The 17,574-nt window shown below is 36.9% G+C and carries 12 protein-coding genes, 2 pseudogenes and 1 other annotated feature; of the genes and pseudogenes, 7 read left to right on the top strand and 7 right to left on the bottom strand.

Going from position 1 to position 17,574, the window contains the following annotated elements; genetic code table 11:
- Positions 1 to 73 precede the first annotated feature (73 nt).
- Positions 74 to 2,551, top strand: a complete 2,478-nt coding sequence (locus FB6_RS14420) for a heavy metal translocating P-type ATPase (protein WP_174560623.1) — start codon at positions 74 to 76, stop codon at positions 2,549 to 2,551.
- Positions 2,552 to 2,706: 155 nt separating this feature from the next.
- On the opposite strand, the pseudogene FB6_RS14425 reads toward FB6_RS14420, so the two are convergent.
- Positions 2,707 to 3,940, bottom strand: a pseudogene (locus FB6_RS14425) (IS3 family transposase).
- Positions 3,549 to 3,665: a sequence feature (AL1L pseudoknot), on the bottom strand. Its footprint overlaps the pseudogene before it by 117 nt.
- 459 nt (positions 3,941 to 4,399) lie before the next feature.
- On the opposite strand from FB6_RS14425, the gene FB6_RS14430 reads away from it, so the two are divergent.
- The gene (locus FB6_RS14430) at positions 4,400 to 6,019 is read left to right on the top strand and encodes an oleate hydratase (protein ID WP_159139003.1); all 1,620 of its coding nucleotides are present in this window, start codon (positions 4,400 to 4,402) and stop codon (positions 6,017 to 6,019) included.
- Positions 6,020 to 6,323: 304 nt separating this feature from the next.
- Here FB6_RS14430 and FB6_RS14435 read toward each other — a convergent pair whose 3' ends face one another.
- The 4 genes from FB6_RS14435 to FB6_RS14450 all read right to left on the bottom strand — a co-directional run bounded on the left by FB6_RS14435 (position 6,324) and on the right by FB6_RS14450 (position 8,985).
- Complete coding sequence (locus tag FB6_RS14435) at positions 6,324 to 6,794, bottom strand: transposase family protein (RefSeq protein ID WP_214645948.1); 471 nt, start codon at positions 6,792 to 6,794, stop codon at positions 6,324 to 6,326.
- Positions 6,742 to 7,056: a transposase family protein gene (locus tag FB6_RS14440; RefSeq protein ID WP_111861292.1), complete on the bottom strand. Its 315-nt coding sequence runs from the start codon at positions 7,054 to 7,056 to the stop codon at positions 6,742 to 6,744. Before FB6_RS14440 ends, FB6_RS14435 begins: the two co-directional genes overlap by 53 nt.
- Before the next feature lie 269 nt (positions 7,057 to 7,325).
- Positions 7,326 to 8,258, bottom strand: a complete 933-nt coding sequence (locus FB6_RS14445) for an IS5-like element IS17 family transposase (RefSeq protein ID WP_174560624.1) — start codon at positions 8,256 to 8,258, stop codon at positions 7,326 to 7,328.
- 160 nt (positions 8,259 to 8,418) lie between these two features.
- On the bottom strand, positions 8,419 to 8,985 hold the full coding sequence (locus tag FB6_RS14450) for a recombinase family protein (protein WP_000678311.1): 567 nt from the start codon (positions 8,983 to 8,985) through the stop codon (positions 8,419 to 8,421).
- Positions 8,986 to 9,716: 731 nt separating this feature from the next.
- On the opposite strand from FB6_RS14450, the gene FB6_RS14455 reads away from it, so the two are divergent.
- The 4 genes from FB6_RS14455 to FB6_RS14470 are packed head-to-tail and all read left to right on the top strand — an operon-like array spanning position 9,717 to position 14,511.
- Positions 9,717 to 10,730: a nucleotidyltransferase domain-containing protein gene (locus FB6_RS14455; RefSeq protein WP_005006358.1), complete on the top strand. Its 1,014-nt coding sequence runs from the start codon at positions 9,717 to 9,719 to the stop codon at positions 10,728 to 10,730.
- 9 nt (positions 10,731 to 10,739) lie between these two features.
- Entirely contained in the window at positions 10,740 to 12,398 is a 1,659-nt protein-coding gene (locus tag FB6_RS14460) for a ThiF family adenylyltransferase (protein ID WP_005006360.1), read from the top strand.
- A complete protein-coding gene (locus FB6_RS14465; RefSeq protein WP_005006362.1) occupies positions 12,383 to 12,883 on the top strand; it encodes a Mov34/MPN/PAD-1 family protein in 501 nt (166 codons plus the stop codon). The genes FB6_RS14460 and FB6_RS14465 overlap by 16 nt, the downstream gene beginning before the upstream one ends.
- Before the next feature lie 2 nt (positions 12,884 to 12,885).
- Positions 12,886 to 14,511, top strand: a complete 1,626-nt coding sequence (locus FB6_RS14470) for an SAVED domain-containing protein (RefSeq protein WP_174560625.1) — start codon at positions 12,886 to 12,888, stop codon at positions 14,509 to 14,511.
- Positions 14,512 to 14,657: 146 nt separating this feature from the next.
- Here FB6_RS14470 and FB6_RS14475 read toward each other — a convergent pair whose 3' ends face one another.
- Positions 14,658 to 14,984: a hypothetical protein gene (locus FB6_RS14475; protein ID WP_005028412.1), complete on the bottom strand. Its 327-nt coding sequence runs from the start codon at positions 14,982 to 14,984 to the stop codon at positions 14,658 to 14,660.
- Positions 14,985 to 15,129: 145 nt separating this feature from the next.
- Here FB6_RS14475 and FB6_RS14480 point away from each other — a divergent pair.
- Positions 15,130 to 16,052, top strand: a pseudogene (locus tag FB6_RS14480) (IS5 family transposase).
- Between the two features lie 145 nt (positions 16,053 to 16,197).
- Here the strand turns inward: FB6_RS14480 and FB6_RS14485 are convergent.
- The gene (locus tag FB6_RS14485; RefSeq protein ID WP_005005738.1) at positions 16,198 to 17,574 is read right to left on the bottom strand and encodes a hypothetical protein; all 1,377 of its coding nucleotides are present in this window, start codon (positions 17,572 to 17,574) and stop codon (positions 16,198 to 16,200) included.

Here is a 17,574-nt window from a genome sequence, read left to right on the forward strand (position 1 = left end):
AATTCCCCCTAATCTTGGTTCGAGCTGATCTTCGCATATAGAACTCAGCATATCTAAATGATAGAGATCGTATATGAGTACCGAAATGACTGATACGCCACACTACAGTGAAACATTAGAGATTGAGGGGATGACATGTGCTTCTTGTGTAGGCCGTGTGGAAAAAGCTTTAAAATCTGTTGAGGGTGTTGAATCGGCTCATGTAAATCTGGCTACCGAAAAAGCAGTCATTTATGCGCATCAACCACTTGATCGCGCTACTTTAATTAAAGCCGTAGAAAAAGCAGGCTACGAAGTGGAAGCGCTGCAACCAATAGAGCTTACGATTGAGGGTATGTCATGTGCTTCTTGTGTAGGTCGAGTAGAAAAAGCCTTAAAATCTGTTGAGGGTGTGGAATCAGCACATGTAAATCTGGCTACTGAAAAAGCGACTATTCAGGCAAGCTCATCTGTCACTCGTGACTCGTTAATTCAGGCTGTCACCAAAGCAGGGTTTGAAGCAAAGTCAGTTCATCAAACTACGGAAAGCTTTCAAGATAAAAAGAATATTGAATTAGAAAAACTTAAAAAAGATTTAATTTTGTCAGTCTTATTGACTCTACCCGTTTTTATTTTAGAAATGGGATCACACCTGATTCCCGCCTTTCATACGTTTATGATGGATAACATTGGCCAACAAAATAGCTGGTTAATGCAATTTTTCTTGACCACAGTAGCATTAATTTTTCCAGGCCGACGCTTCTTCAAAAAGGGCATCCCAAGTTTATTCCGCTTAGCACCAGACATGAATTCCTTGGTGGCTGTAGGAACATTGGCTGCTTATCTTTATTCAGTGGTTGCTACTTTCTTTCCAAGTGTCCTGCCACAAGGCACGGTCAATGTTTATTATGAAGCTGCAGCGGTTATTATCACTTTAATTCTATTAGGTAGATTTTTTGAAGCCAAGGCAAAAGGCCGAACGTCTTTAGCAATTCAACATCTAGTTGGAATGCAGCCTAAAGTTGCCAGAATACAGCTCAATAATCAGGTGATAGAAGTTCCGATTGCCGAAGTTCAAACAGGAACGATTGTAGAGATTAGACCAGGTGAGCGTATCCCTGTCGATGGTGAAGTTATTCACGGCCAAAGTTTTATTGATGAATCCATGATTACTGGCGAGCCTACGCCCGTTGAAAAAACGATAGGCTCTACTGTGGTAGGAGGAACAATTAACCAAAGTGGTAGCTTAAATATCAAAGCCACCTCTGTTGGTAGTTCATCAGTGCTTTCTCAAATCATCCGAATGGTTGAACAGGCACAGGGTTCCAAGCTGCCTATTCAGGCATTGGTTGATAAAATTACCATGTGGTTTGTACCTGTAGTAATGGGTCTCTCTCTTTTAACTTTTCTTACGTGGTTTATCTTCGGCCCTGAACCAGCCCTAACTTTTAGTTTAGTGAACGCGGTTGCTGTACTCATTATTGCATGTCCTTGTGCGATGGGACTTGCAACGCCTACATCAATCATGGTGGGAACTGGGCGGGGTGCTGAAATGGGGGTTTTATTTCGTAAAGGTGAAGCTTTACAGCTGCTCAAAGAAACTAAAGTGGTTGCAGTTGATAAAACAGGGACTCTGACTGAAGGGAAACCAGTTTTAACCGATCTGCATGTCTTAGAAGGTTTTGAATACAATGCCGTACTTTCACTGATGGCAGCCGTTGAATCAAAGTCTGAGCACCCTATTGCTCGAGCAATTGTACAAGCAGCTATAGATAAGGAATTAATCCTGTCTCCTATTGCTGATTTTAAATCAGTGACTGGCTACGGAATAGAAGCGAAGGTTTCTGAGCATTTGGTTCATATTGGTGCAGATCGATATATGGAAAAACTAAGTTTGAATCCTAATGTTTTTTCTCAATTTTCGGATCGTTTGGGAGAAGAAGGAAAAACCCCTCTCTATGTTGCGATTGACCAGAAACTTGCTGCCATTATTGCTGTAGCAGATCCAATTAAAGAATCAACATTTGCTGCAATTGAAGCGTTACATCAGTTAGGTTTAAAGGTTGCCATGATTACAGGTGATAACCGTCATACAGCTCAAGCGATTGCAAAAAAACTAGGTATTGATGAGGTTATTGCAGAAGTCTTACCTGAAGGTAAAATAGAGGCCGTTAAAAAATTAAAAAATCAATATGGTAAACTCGCATATGTTGGAGATGGCATTAATGATGCCCCTGCACTTGCAGAAGCAGATATTGGTTTAGCGATAGGTACAGGTACAGACGTAGCTATTGAAGCTGCTGATGTGGTTTTGATGTCTGGCAACCTGAAAGGAGTGCCGAATGCTATCGCTTTAAGCAAAGCGACTATAACCAATATTCGTGAAAATTTATTTTGGGCATTTGTTTACAATGCAGCTCTGATTCCTATTGCAGCAGGTGTACTTTATCCGCAATTTGGACTGCTACTTTCTCCTGTATTTGCTGCTGGTGCAATGGCTCTCTCGTCAATATTTGTACTAGGAAATGCTTTACGATTAAAACGTTTTAAAGCCCCCCTTGCAATTATTTAACCATTTTTTATATACATTTAAAGTTTTGTTGGCTTTACTTTATATATTTGGAAATGGTCTAAGCCATGTTGGCTTTTATTAAATATCATACAGTTGATATTCTAATTATTTGAGAGGTGAACCGTACCGGGTTTGTCGGAGACTTTTTATTTAAGTTAGGCCACCTGACCTAACGGGTTAATCTTATCATAGTACATTGCTTCAAACTCAAAAGGCGATACATAACCGAGTGCACTATGTACACGCTTTTTATTGAACCAATCTACCCAATTTAATGTCGCAAGTTGTACATCCGCTAAACCTTGCCAATCTGCTTTTAAATATTCAATCACCTCTGTTTTGTATAACCCATTCACTGTTTCAGCCAAAGCATTATCGTATGAATCACCGGTCGTACCGACTGATGCTCGTAAATTTGCTGCTTCTAAACGATTGGTATAGCGAATAGAAAGATATTGAACACCTCTATCGGAATGATGAATCACATTCTTTGGCATACCTCGGTCATGCAATGCTTGCTCCAGCGCATCAAGCACCATATCTGTATTCATACGTGTTGATACTTTCCAGCCAACAATCGAACGTGAAAACACATCAATAACAAATGCGGTATAGACCCAGCCTGAATTTGTTTGAATATACGTGAAGTCAGCGACCTGAGAAGCATTGCTTCGCAAGGGTCAGGATGATCAGCAGTAAAATTACGTTTCACTAAATCATCTGCTCTTTTTTGATCATCTCGGCTACGGGTGGTTTGTTTATTCTTACCACGCCAAACACCTTGTATACCTAACTTCTGCATCAAGCGAACCACTGTACAACGTGGAATAACATAACCTTCACGCTTCAATTGTTGCCAGACCTTACGCACACCATATCGACCTGAACTTTCTTTCCAAATTCGTTTGATTTGCTCAGCATGATGCTCATCATGTAGATCTCGTTTCGCTCGATGTTCTAGATTTTCACAGAGATCTAGAGTCCGGTAATAGGTTGAAGGTGCGATAGGTAAAATTCTACAAATCGCCTCAACACCATATAACGCTTTATTGTTATGGATAAAATCCACCATTATTTGTGTGGGCGGTCGAGCTCCGCCTGGGCGAAAAAAGCGGCTGCTTTACGTAGAATTTCGTTAGCACGTTGCAGTTCTTTATTTTCACGTTCGAGTTGTTTAATACGTTCTTGATCTGAAAGTTGCTGTACTTTAATTGGGTTTTGTTTATCTAAACATTTTTGATACCAAATACGTAGAGTTTCAGGCGTACAACCAATCTTAGGCGCAATAGCCGTGATCGCAGCCCAATTCGATGGATAATCTTTTTCGGATTCAATCAATAATTGAACCGCTCTATCTCTGATTTCAGGGGTATATTTTACTTTTTTCATCGGGACATTCTCTCAGAAAGTTTGGTCTCCGACAAACCCGGTACGGTTCATCCGCAGATTATGCACGAATGCTAAGAAAATTAGAGTACAAATATCAATCAAAAAGGTGCTCGTTTTTTGATTTATGAAAGAGATCTATTATTCAATTATATCTTTTAATGATCAATAGAAAGCCTAGTTTCAAACACATTCTTCAGACACAAACAAATATGATCAAAATAGAGTGATTACTCTATAAAATAATAAAATCAATTACTTAAATCATATTTTATTTTAAAAAAAATACAAATGTGTATTAAAAATAACCATTACTTACATTTTTTTGATTACAAAATATAATGAGTAAATTGCTTCCCATTTCATACATTTTTCATATATAAAAAGTCATACTATTTTTAAGGTTTTTCTAAATCACATTTTATACTTCATAGTTTTTAACATCATTATTAAAGGTGAACCATGCAAAAGAAGAAGCGCACCCCATTAGACGCACAACAGTCCCATCTTTGGATTATTGGTGGTGGTATAGCAGGTATGGCTGCTGCTGCATTTGCAATCCGTGATGCCAAAGTCCCTGCCAAAAATATCCATATATTAGAAGAACTCGATATTTCAGGTGGTTCGATGGATGGTGGACATACACCGCATGCCGCGCAAGCTTGGGTAACACGTGGTGGGCGAATGCTGACCGATGAAACTTATTTGTGCCTATGGGACTTATTTTCCAGTATTCCATCTTTGGAAAATCCAGACATTTCGGTGCGTGAAGAATGTCGTGAGTTTAATGAAAAAGTGAAAACCCACGCCAATGCACGGTTGATTGATGCCGAACATGTCATTGCGGATGCAGCAAAGCTTGGTCTGAATACGCTACATCGTGCACAGATGCTGCGCCTATTAGCTTCAAAAGAAGAAAAAATTGGCAGTCGCCGCATTGATGAGTTTTTTGATGAAACCTTTTTTGAAACCAATTTCTGGCGCATGTGGCGCACGACTTTCGCTTTTCAAAAATGGCACAGTGCAGCAGAGTTAAGACGCTATTTCTTGCGTTTTATTCAAGAATTGCCACGCATTCATACCTTAGCGGGTGTGAAACGTACCAAGTACAACCAATATGACTCGATGATTCTGCCCCTACAGCGTTGGTTAGTCGCACAAGGCGTCGATGTGCGTTTTGGACACTATGTCACAGATGCAGACTTCATTACCAATGCTGAAACTCAAGAACGCCATGCCTCGCGCCTATATGTACAACTGCCTGAAGGCTCAGAGCAAATTAATCTGAAAGCCAATGATTTAGCTATTTTCACTTTAGGCTCTATTACAGCAGACTCACGTTATGGCGGTAATCATGACGTGCCTGCCCTTATTCGTCATCGAGAAGATCATGGCTGGACGCTTTGGGAAACGCTGGCACAAAAAGCCCCAGACTTTGGCCGTCCAATGACTTTTTATGGCAATGTCGATGAACATAAGTGGGAGTCTTTCACTCTGACCATGAAAGATGACGTGCTACTTAAACGTATTATTGACTATACAGGCAATGAACCAGGCACAGGCGCACTCATGACTTGGTATGAGTCGGGTTGGCATTTATCCATAGTGGTTCCTGCACAGCCACACTTTGCCGACTTACCTGAAGGTTTATATACCTTATGGGGCTACGGTTTCCAAATTGACCATATAGGCGATTACATCAAAAAACCAATGTCCGAAGCCACGGGGCAAGAAATCCTAACAGAACTGATTAAACAGCTCGGTTTTGACGACATTTTAGATCATGTTTTGGCAACGACGGATGTTACCACAGCCATGATGCCATACGCCTCTGCCCTATTCGCCTGCCGTAAACCGGGGGATCGTCCACAGGTAATTCCACAAGGCTCACAAAACTTTGCTTTCCTTGGACAGTTTGTGGAAATTGAAGATGACGTGGTCTTTACTGTGGAATATTCAGTTCGTGGGGCGATGCTTGCCATTTATGAATTTTTTGGGGTGGAACGTGAAATCCCTGAAATTTACAACGGTCTACTTGATCCCAAAGTGGGTTTAAAAGCTTTAGAAACAGTGTTCCACTAAGTTTTTAATATATAGCGATAAGAGCACCTTTATGTCGCCACTATTACATAGTTTAATTTAAGCAACGTTTGGATACACGAGTGTGGCAGGGATGCCACACGTTATCCATCATAATAGGGATGTTATGTATGGGTAACAAAGGCTTTTGCTTTCTTTTGGCCTATCAAAAGTAAGTGTATTGCCTACACAAACATCTTTTATACTTTATTAAAAAGTTGAGGCGGTGTACGTACCTAATTTTAAATCACATAAACAGGAAAATTATATAAAACTTTATACGTCATTAGTAGACCTCTTTCATAAATCATTTTTCACTCAACTCCAAGTTATAGATTCCAGTAATTAAACTGAATCTCAAACCCAGTCTTTTACCTCTATTTCGGTAACGTCCAGCAAGAATTTTAAAGGTCTTCAGGCGACCAAATACATGCTCGATCCCGATTCTTCTTTTGTTGATTTCCTGATTATAGATTTTGAGTTCAGGATCCAATTTACAGCGTCTTTTGGCTTTTAACGGCAACAGGCTATTAGGATACACAGCATAAATTCCCTGGTAGCCTTTATCTGCAAGGATAAAAGCTCCAGATGGAATCTGCTTTAAATTGCGTTTGAATAGCTCGAAGTCATGCACCGTACCGCGATCAGTGCATAAACTCAGAATTTGCTGAGTTTTATAATGGATGATGGCCTGTACTTTAAAGGTATGCGTCTTTTTCTTGCCACTATAGCTTTTCTTCTGTTTTTTTAGGCCTTTGAATTGGAATTTCTGTGGCATCCAGGATCACCACATTCCAGTCTATGCTTTCGCCTTCGGGCAAATTCTTCGGTAAATTAAACAGCTTGGACTGAAGCAGACAATCTTCAACATGACGTACAATTCTTGAGGCTGTAGGCTCTGAAACCCCGTAACTCGTAGCAATGTGAAATAAGGTTCGGTATTCCCGCCAATAGCTCAGACAGAGCAGAACCTGATCCTCCAGACTTAATTTGGGTGGTCTGCCTTTAGCTGGAACATGCTTCTGCAATTGCTCAACCATTAAATAAAAGGTTGACCATGAGATGCCTGTATATCGCTTAAACTGTGTTTCAGAAAGCTTCTTGAATCGATGTATTTCATCCGTAGATTATGCACGAATGCTAAGAAAATTAGAGTACAAATATCAATCAAAAAGGTGCTCGTTTTTTGATTTATGAAAGAGATCTATTAGATATGATATAAGCAAAATAAGTACTATTTAGATTCTGGTTCTAAAGGGCTTTGTTGCACAAAGATTTGAAATGCAAAGCGCCCCTAATTGAGCCAAATTTAAGGCGTAACTTGGGTAAGTGGTCGACCTAATTCCGTAAATCTGTTGAGGACTGCTACACGTGCATGAATTTCATTCACCTGACTAGGAAAGCTTCTTGCCATTAATTTATCGCCTAATAATTTGATGCAATGCATCTTGGTTTCCACCAAACTGCGGCGATGATAGCCTGACCATTTTTTCCATAATGTCCTGCCTAAACGTTTAACTGTTCGAAGTAATTCATTTCGCTCTAGCGAGCTACTCTTTGTATCTTTCCATGGTTTCGCATTTTTTCTAGGTGGAATCACCGCATGTGCTTGCCGATCTGCAATGACCTGACGGCATGGCTTGGTGTCATAAGCTCCATCGGTATAAACAGAGTCAATCTGCTCATCTTGTGGAATCTGATTAAGTAAATCACCAAGCACCTGTGAATCACTGACATTATTGGTTGTGAGCTGAATAGCGCGTATTTGTAGGGTTTTGGCATCTATACCAATATGTAGTTTACGCCATTGGCGACGATATTCAGCTCCATGTTTCTTGCGTTTCCATTCGCCCTCACCTAGAAACTTCATGCCTGTAGAGTCTACGAGTAGATGCAGCCCATCGCTACTTTTTTGGTAGCTGATTGCAATATCAATATGCTTTTGTCTTCTACAAAGCGTACTGTAATCTGGTGCGGTCCAATTTAATCCGCAAAGTTTAATCAGACTTTGCACAAAGCCAGTGACCATACCTAAAGATAGACGGAATAAGGATTTAATCATTAAGCAGCATTGGATAGCTGCGTCGGAGTAGGTTTGATTTCGCCCTTGTTTGCCTTTTGATGGAGCATACCATTGCGTAGCAGGATCAAACCAAATGGCAATATTTCCGCGACTCATGAGTGCTCGGTTATATGCGGACCAATTGGTTGTGCGGTAGATTTTGTGTGTAGGCTTCTTCATTTGAAAATTATATCGCTGAAAAACCCTTTACAGATAGGTTTGTGCAACAAAGCCCACCAGAGCGGCTTTTTATTGATTATTCATGTTCCACGCTTAAAATTCGAATAGTGTTTCATGATTTTTATAAGTTAAACTAAATTTAGTTGCTAATCCCAATAAGCTATTCACTAACTTGTAAATATCGGTATACCGCCTGACGACTAATCCCAAAAGCTTTCCCTAATGCCATTTTCGATGGATACTTCCCCTCCTTCCATGCTTGTCGTAAAGCTTCAGCTTGGTCAGGCTTTAGTTTATGCACCCGACCTTTGTACTTCCCCTGAGCAGAGGCGAGTTTTATTCCTTCCTTTTGCCGCTCTAAAATGATCTCACGTTCGAACTGTGCAAAAGCACCCATCATTTGAAGCATCAAATTATCCATCGGGGTGGATTCGGCTGTAAAAGTAATATTTTCTTTTACAAACTGGATGGCGATCCCTCGTTTGACCAGTTTATCTACTTCAGTGACCAAATCTTTTAGGCTTCGCGCAAAACGATCCATTGAATGTACAATCACCCTGTCCCCTTCCCGGACATAGTTCAACATTTCCTGAAATTTAGGTCGGTCAGTATTTTTACCTGAAGCACGGTCAACAAAAATCCGGTCGACCTCAATTCCTTCAAGTTGACGTCCAGTGTTTTGCTCGACAGAACTTACCCGGACATACCCTACTTTTTGGCCTTTCACTTTTTCACGCCCCAATTGGATAAAAATGAACAATTTCGTAAATTATAATTCTTTAACACTAAAGTTACATGTTACTTATGATTAAAAATCATTTAAATGATACATAATTTCATGAACTTTCAGATTGTAACTTTAGGGTATAGTCTAAAGTAACAGAATGAATATTCTACCCCCGATAGAAACAGCCGTACTCTGGGGGGAGATTTTTTTGATGTGCAGGTGCCGACCCTTACCAGAAGGCACTGTTGAAAATAACCACGAATCGTAAGCTGAATACTCTTTTAGCTAAAGGAGCAGCATATGAATTCTTTCCATAAAATTTAGGCTTGTATACCCAGAAAAATGTGGAACTTCTTAGGTTTCATACATGAGGATTTTGATAGGCTCACTGACTATTTTAAATTGTGTGCCTTAACTCTCTGTTCTAAAAGGCTATTCAGAATTTTTAGACTGTTTATTTTGAACATTCTTTTTACTCTGTGGTGGCGATGCCGTAATTGGACCTTGCAAGATGCATGGTCGTGTATGGGCGATGTCCAGAAAGAATTTGACTCAAAACTATTTTAGTTGGGAAGGAATGCTAAAAATTGGAGATTGATACATCTCATCGTTTGTTTAAATATTTTTTGATTAAATTTTCCCTTTAAAAATTCTATTTTTTTTAATGTCTTAACTTGTATTTAATATAGGAGATCCCCATAACAACAAAAGCACTACAGGAATACAACAATATGGCGAATCCACAAAAACACTATGCTAAGTTCCACACAAATATTCGATTAGGTCGTTATGACGAAGAAAGTACATTACGTGAAAAACGTGACCTTTTGATTAGCACCTTAAAAGATGAACTCAAAAAGGATCCAAATGGTCCTCAATTTGTTGAATACTTTAATCAAGGTAGTTATGCCTTGGGCACAGGGATTAAGCCTAAGAATGGAGATTATGATATTGATGTAGGAGTTTTATTAGATTGTGACAAAGAGGAATATGGCTCAGTAGAAATTAAAAAAATTGTTAGAGATGCTTTAACTCATTCAAATAGAACTGTAACGATCAAACGACCTTGCGTAACTGTCACTTATCTCAAAAATGGTAGTCCCGATTATCATGTAGATCTGCCCATCTACGCTGAAGACGACAAAGGCAATATGTATCTAGCTCGAGGTAAGGAATTCTCCTCTGAAGACCTTAAGACTTGGGATATTTCAAATCCTACTGAACTTACCGATACAATTTTGGGAAAATTTGAAGATGATTCAGATTTACGTCATCAGTTTAGACGATGTACTCGCTACTTGAAACAATGGCGAAATGAGAAAGGTCTAGATTTTTTTAAGAGTATTGCTATCACTACAGCTGTATATGAGCATATAACAGCTGAAGATTATGAGAATGATAATAAGGTATTACTTTCTATAGTAAATAATGTATTAGATCAATTCACTACCTTTAGCATTGATCCAGAAAATAACGAGTATTACTTCAGACTCGTAATTAATTTACCTGCACATCAAGGTGTAGACTTACTCGAAAAATTGACCCGAAAACAAATGGAGCACTTAAAATCAAAACTTGAAGATTTAAAATCATCTTTAGAAGCTGTAAATGAGGAAACTGATACAGTAGAAGCTTGCAAAATTTTAAATAAAACTTTTGGAAGACAATTCCCTATCCCTGAAATACAAGAAGTGTCCGAACCAGTAGTACAAACTTATTACACTCAAGAAGGAAAATCTGCTTAGGAAAACTCAATGTTTTTTGATAACCCAAAGTTAGACAATATTGAAAAGCTATTAAGTGAACATGGAGCTCAAAATATCCATGTCACTTCTATTACTAAGGATTGGGTTAATCTAAAATTTGATTTTCTCATTAATACACAACAGGTTTGCCTTGGTCTAATTTTTCAAAATAGAGCTAATTGGACGATACCTCCCATTTTTAGAATATTGACACGACCAATGTCTGCCTTAGATCATGTGAGTCAAAGTGGGGAAATTTGTACTACGGATCATCAAGGTGAAAACTTTGAAGGCTATAGACATAAAGAACTTATTACTGAATTCTTTGAAAGGGCTATAGATATACTCAAGCAATCTTTTATTAATTTTCAATTAAACAACCGAGTAAGCTTGTATAACGAACTAGAAGGATATTTAGGCAGCACTCAAAATATAAATGAGGATGTAATATTACATTGCGACCCTACTTCTACATTTAATTTATATGGTTGGTTAAGAAAATCATCAAAAGGGAATCATCAAATATTAGAGCATATTGATGATGGCGATAGTTCTTACATAAACCACAACCAGCTCACAAAAGTAAAAATTCATAAGATATTATTAGAAGATGCTTCTGTTTTCCCCATACCAGATATAGGAGATTATTTTAATGAGGACTATTTTCTAAAAATTGTTAATACCCTCTCTAATGAGAACAAACGATCTTTGTTAAAACAAGGCAATCATTATGCCCTAGTGGGAATTCCAAATGAACATGGATTTGCTTATGTGATTTTTTATTATGCCATTTGGTATTCTTTCAAAGAAAAAGTATCCTTCAAAGGCTTTAAAGTCTCTTTAACACAAAGAGCGTGGATAGATTATTTATTAAATAGAACGGGGCAAGAGAAAAAAACAAGACATATAGCGATTATCGGATGTGGGGCTTTAGGCTCAAAGATTGCAGAGATATTAGCTCAAACAGGCGTAAATAAATTTTCTTTCATAGATCCAGAGCTTTTAAAAACAGATAATATTTATCGTCATTCTTTAGGTTTGCAGTATGTTAATACCTATAAATCTACTTCTTTAGCTAATAAGTTTTTAATAGAAAGGCCCGGATTAACTATTTTTCCATTCGTAAGCCATGGTGAAAGCTGGATAAAATCAAAAATTACTGAAGATATTGATACTATCATCATAGCAATTGGCCATACTCCTACTGAGATTTCTCTCGTAAAAACTATTTATGAAATAAGTGCAAACATTCAAGTAATAATAGGCTGGTTAGAACCTTATGATTTAGGTGGACATTTTATTTCTTTCAATAATAAACATGTAGGATGTTTAAACTGCTTATATTTTGATGAAAAATCAAATAAAAGTCTTACCCCTATGTATAAATATGTACAATCTGGACAGCTAATTGCTAAAAATATTACAGGGTGTGCTGGTGCATTTACCCCCTTCTCTTCTTTAAATTGCATGAAGCTAGCAAGCTATATTTCTGAATATGTCCTGAATCAACAATTAGGATTTGTTTCTATTTCTGGCGACAATCAGAATGCAAATAAAAATGGAATAATTACTACCCCTTTTTATAATTCAGTAAATAATTCAAATGGAATTAATATATTGAATTTAAAAGAAATTTATAAAGAAGTATGCCCATGTTGCAATACATAACTCAAGGGAGGATTAAATGTGACACACCTACAGGCCAAGTCTTTATTATTCAAGCAAATGTTTTAAAGAGTTTAAAGCAATTTATACAATTAGAATCAGATTCTCCAGAATCGGGTGGCATTCTAATTGGAAGAACAGACATAGAAACTAAAGCTAAAATCATTGAAAGCTTTACCTCTCCTATGGAAGGAGACTGTCAAACACGTATGTCTTTCTTTAGGTCAAAGTCCCACCAATATGCTTTAATACAAGCTTGGAACGAATCTAAAAAATTCTATAATTTTCAAGGCCTATGGCATACACATCCTGAAGATGTACCAACACCCTCTCCAACCGATTTAAGGGATATAGATACTGTTCTAAATGGCATTACCAATCTTAATGACCCAGTTTTATATTTAATAATCGGAAGAGTAAAAACTGGAATCTGGATTGGTAGAAAAAATTTTAAAATCAAACTGTTAGGTTATATTGAGTTAAATTGAAAATGCAACTAGACCCATCCCTAAGTTTACAGACTTCTTTATCAGCAATAGATGATTTATCAAATGCAAATAAATATATAGAAGAAATTTTAAAGCATATTTGTATAGATTCATTAGGTGTATTAGTTGATGAAGAACGTAAAAATATAATTTTTGTCTTATTGAAAAATAAAAGCCCTGAAAGTTTTTTCCGTATAATTCTCAATTATGATGATACTTTAACTTTTGTCCGAAGATTGCTTGCCAAAAAAATTTCCATTTATGCACGCTTTCTTCAAGGTCACATAATTGATGCCCACACTCTACATGATTTTGAAAAGTTAAAAGAAACATGGAATTTAACCTCCTCTCAAGAGAGCGAAGTTAAAGATGTAGATTTTGTTCCTAGAAAGATTCCTAAACAAAAACCAAACCCTGTAAACCAATTAGAATATTTCATAAAAAGAATTTTTGATTTTGAGCATCTTACAGGTAGGGGTAACGATTTATCTGAAAAAGATAAAAACCAGATTTATCTCTCAAGTCATGGCCGATGTATGTTTAAAGGATGTGGTGCAAAATTAAACATAGATGAAATAACTGGATTTGAAGGTACATATGGCGTTTTAGCTCATAATGTTGCAGCATCAGAAAATTCTACTCGCGGTATCCCCTTCTTCTCATATCAACTATCAGATGATCCAACGAATATTTTATTATTATGTGAAAAACATCATAGGTTAATTGATAAAGTTGCTGGCGCAGAATATACAGCTTCAAGACTCTCGCAAATGAGAAGTAATTTCACAGCACAATGCGAAGATTTATTAGATTCTTTAAGCTTTACTCCTATGCCAGTGTATTTATTTTTCTGGCCCGTGAATCGCAATATTCCTCAGTCTCCTTCACGACGTGATATTGCAAGCTGCCTTCTCCCATTAAAATCTATTTTGCATAAAGATAAGACACTAATTCATGAACCATTACCAGCTCATTTAAGAGCTTCAGCTGATGAGTTCTATAAAAAGTATTTTTTAGAAGAATTTGAAGTTCAAACAGAACAATTACTTAGGGAAACTAAATTTGATGATAAGAGAGTAGCTATTTTTGGCTTCGGCCCTATGCCATGCCTAATAGCATTAGGAAGTAAATTAGGAAATAAAGGGAAATTTATACCTATGCTTATGTATAGGGATGGAAGTTGTTGGATGTGGCCTGATCTTATATGTACAACCAAAGCGTATGAAATTAATAATTTCAGTGAAATAGAAGATTGTACTGAAATTACTATTAGATTGAATCTCACTGCTGATCCAGAAACCTCTAAAAATAAGGCTGTTGAATTAGGACATCCGGTAATTAATATTACTGCTAAACCAGAATATATGGGGAATGGAGTAATAAGAAATCCTGAACGAGGACTAAGTTTCATGCAAGATATTCATGCGTTATTTCATAGTCTAACAGATAAAGGAATTACCAAAATTCATGTCTTACCATGTGCATCCAATGCTGCTTGTATATGGTTTGGACAAGCATTTGATCTGCATCATCCTGAAATGGTTATTTATGATTACTTAAATAATTCAATGGTTCCAAGACTTCAAATTCGAAATAATGGAAGCAAGAATGAAATCGCTGTAATTTAAACAGTATATTTGATAGTACTTTCATACCATTAGATTTAAATATGACATTAGTAAATGGAGTTTAGCTCTAATGGGGCTTTGTTGCATAAATATCTAAGACTATGATTTTGTTTAATTTATTTTTGGATTAAAATTTAAACAAATCCTTAAAAATCAGTATCTTGAAGAATGTTTATACAACAAAGCCGTTTTAAACTAAAAAATGTTTGTAATACTATTTTATTTAAATCACTCTGCGATCTAGGTATTAAATTTAAGACTTTCCATGGTTTTAAATAATCTTGCAGATTTTTTTGTGGTTCGAGAATATTTAAATCTTTATTAATATCAAAATTTGAGGGAATTCCATTTGTATTTTTTGCTAATAATTCCTTAACTAAATTTGTTGGAATAGCTCCATTTAAATGAACGTGTAAATCACCCTTAGGAAGATTCACTATCATATCTTCATTAATTTTTTGTAGTGCAGACATAAGTGTAGAAATTAATATAGCTGATTGAATTTTATCATAAAATCTATTTCCAAGTTATTTATTTTTAAATTTTTCTATTTCAATTCTGAATGGCTTTGTTGCACAAACCTATCTGTAAAGGGTTTTTCAGCGATATAATTTTCAAATGAAGAAGCCTACACACAAAATCTACCGCACAACCAATTGGCCCGCATATAACCGAGCACTCATGAGTCGAGGAAATATTGCCATTTGGTTTGATCCTGCTACGCAATGATATGCTCCATCAAAAGGCAAACAAGGGCGAAATCAAATCTACTCCGACGCAGCCATCCAATGCTGCTTAATGATTAAATCCTTATTCCGTCTGTCTTTACGTATGGTCACTGGCTTTGTGCAAAGTCTGATTAAACTTTGCGGATTAAATTGGATAGCTCCAGATTACACCACGCTTTGTAGAAGACAAAAGCATATTGATATTGTAATCAGCTACCAAAAAAGTAGCGATGGGCTGCATCTACTCATGGACTCTACAGGCATGAAGTTTCTAGGTGAGGGCGAATGGAAACGCAAGAAACATGGACCTGAATATCGTCGCCAATGGCGTAAACTTCATATTGGTATAGATGCTAAAACCCTACAAATACGAGCAGTTCAGCTTACAACCAATAATGTCAGTGATTCACAGGTGCTTGGTGATTTACTTAATCAGATTCCACAAGATGAGCGGATTGACTCTGTTTATACCGATGGGGCTTATGACACCAAGCAATGCCGTCAGGTCATTGCAGATCGGCAAGCGCATGCGGTGATTCCACCTAGAAAAAATGGAAAGATACAAAGAGTAGCTCGCTAGAGCGAAATGAATTACTTCGAACAATTAAACGTTTAGGCAGGACACTATGGAAAAAATGGTCAGGCTATCATCGGCGAAGTTTGGTTGAAACTAAGATGCATTGCATCAAATTATTAGGAGATAAACTCAGTGCAAGGAGTTTTGATAGCCAAGTGAATGAGATCCATGCACGTGTAGCAGTCCTTAACAGATTTACGGAATTAGGTCGACCACTTACCCAAGTTACGCCTTAAATTTGGCTCAATTAGGGGCGCTTTGCATTTCAAATCTTTGTGCAACAAAGCCACTTCAAAGTAGAAATGTCTGGTCTGGATTGTTGCCACTCTAATTTGAGTTTAAAAAAGCTAGCAAATCTGCTAGCTTTTTAAGATGATTATTCTATTTTTTAGAATTTAATAAACCAAAGAAGTTCTCTCCATCGTTCTCTAAGTCTTCAAAAAACTTATAAAACGATTGGGCAATAGCCTTATTTTTGACAATAATACCCACAGGCACTGTTGTTAAAATATTTGTGGATGAATCACTAACGTGAATAATCAAAACACAAAAAGAGTCTTTCATAACCAAAAGCTCAAAATTACCGTCAAAAACTACACTACTTTCCTTAAACGTTAGAAAGTGCTTGGCTCCTGCCTCAGCTGTGATTAGTTTTTTATAACTTGCGATTGATTGTTTATCATTTCTGTATGCCACTGGTAAGAAGCATTTAAAGTTTTTGGTAATTGTGGTTGTCGATAAACGATCAATAAAATCACTAAATCTATCTGACTTACCCCAAAATTCATCTGATGGAGCTAACCAATACAGCTGTTTATCATCATTATTCTGGTCTTGATATTGTTTGATTGTTTTGAAAAACAGGTCTGAATTTTCCTTAGAATATATTGGCCCGATAAAGTATTCATTGGATTTGTGTTCTAGCTTAAATAAGCGATCTAAATTAAGCTTATTCTCGCTAAAAATAGATTCAACTGAAAAAGTATCCTCCATATCTAATTCATGGAGTACCTTTAGAATATCCTCAATATTTTGTGGCTTCTTAGCTGATCTAAGAGCAGCGTAAAGAGAATCTTCGATTTTGTTAAGATTTTCCATGTGATTAAAATCACTAATCTCTGTAGGTGTATAATTCTCATCAAGCGTCAATGGTAATGTAAAACGACGAGAATGGTCTCGCAATTTTTCCACTTGGCTCATTTTATACAGTTGCAGCTTCTTTTCATCCACTGATGGATTCAACTTAACTAATCCTTGGCTGAAATAAAATCGAAAATTTTTCTGAAACTCCTTACTAACCAAAGACTCACCATTTGAAAGGTATTGGTTAGAAGCATCTAATTTAATTGAATTTGCCCCATTGTCAGATGCGTTGGGATTAACTGGCTCAGGATTCAAGCCAATCATCTCAAAACTCATCTTTTGAATATTGTCCTCAATCTTATTTACATAAGGAATTGCACAAACATCCGAGAATGCTTTCTCAAGTCGCTGAGTCAGAGCAAATCGATCATCTTCAAGATGTTTTATCTGCATTTGTTTTAATAATTTAGTTAATAGCACATCTGTTTCATGATTAGATAACCCTAAGAACCGCGCTATTTTTTCAGCAGAAAGTGGTGCAATTACCAATAGGCGCAATACCATAGAATCAATAAAATCTAAGGTATCTGTTGTGGTATAGCTAAATGCCACATTGAATAGTTGTGATGGCAATGTAACATCTACGTCATGATAGCTTCTTAGTGAATTTTCCAT

Source organism: Acinetobacter bouvetii (assembly GCF_902753875.1).
GTDB classification, from domain to species: Bacteria; Pseudomonadota; Gammaproteobacteria; order Pseudomonadales; family Moraxellaceae; genus Acinetobacter; species Acinetobacter bouvetii_A.

Excerpts from the sequence above, each read along its gene's own strand:
- FB6_RS14460 (WP_005006360.1), top strand. The coding sequence starts at position 10,740 with ATGTTTTTTGATAACCCAAAGTTAGACAATATTGAAAAGCTATTAAGT.
- FB6_RS14445 (WP_174560624.1), bottom strand. The coding sequence starts at position 8,258 with ATGAAGAAGCCTACACACAAAATCTACCGCACAACCAATTGGTCCGCA.
- FB6_RS14440 (WP_111861292.1), bottom strand. The coding sequence starts at position 7,056 with ATGGTTGAGCAATTGCAGAAGCATGTTCCAGCTAAAGGCAGACCACCC.
- FB6_RS14420 (WP_174560623.1), top strand. The coding sequence starts at position 74 with ATGAGTACCGAAATGACTGATACGCCACACTACAGTGAAACATTAGAG.
- FB6_RS14430 (WP_159139003.1), top strand. The coding sequence starts at position 4,400 with ATGCAAAAGAAGAAGCGCACCCCATTAGACGCACAACAGTCCCATCTT.
- FB6_RS14485 (WP_005005738.1), bottom strand. The coding sequence starts at position 17,574 with ATGGAAAATTCACTAAGAAGCTATCATGACGTAGATGTTACATTGCCA.
- FB6_RS14435 (WP_214645948.1), bottom strand. The coding sequence starts at position 6,794 with ATGCCACAGAAATTCCAATTCAAAGGCCTAAAAAAACAGAAGAAAAGC.
- FB6_RS14455 (WP_005006358.1), top strand. The coding sequence starts at position 9,717 with ATGGCGAATCCACAAAAACACTATGCTAAGTTCCACACAAATATTCGA.
- FB6_RS14475 (WP_005028412.1), bottom strand. The coding sequence starts at position 14,984 with ATGTCTGCACTACAAAAAATTAATGAAGATATGATAGTGAATCTTCCT.
- FB6_RS14470 (WP_174560625.1), top strand. The coding sequence starts at position 12,886 with ATGCAACTAGACCCATCCCTAAGTTTACAGACTTCTTTATCAGCAATA.
- FB6_RS14465 (WP_005006362.1), top strand. The coding sequence starts at position 12,383 with ATGTTGCAATACATAACTCAAGGGAGGATTAAATGTGACACACCTACA.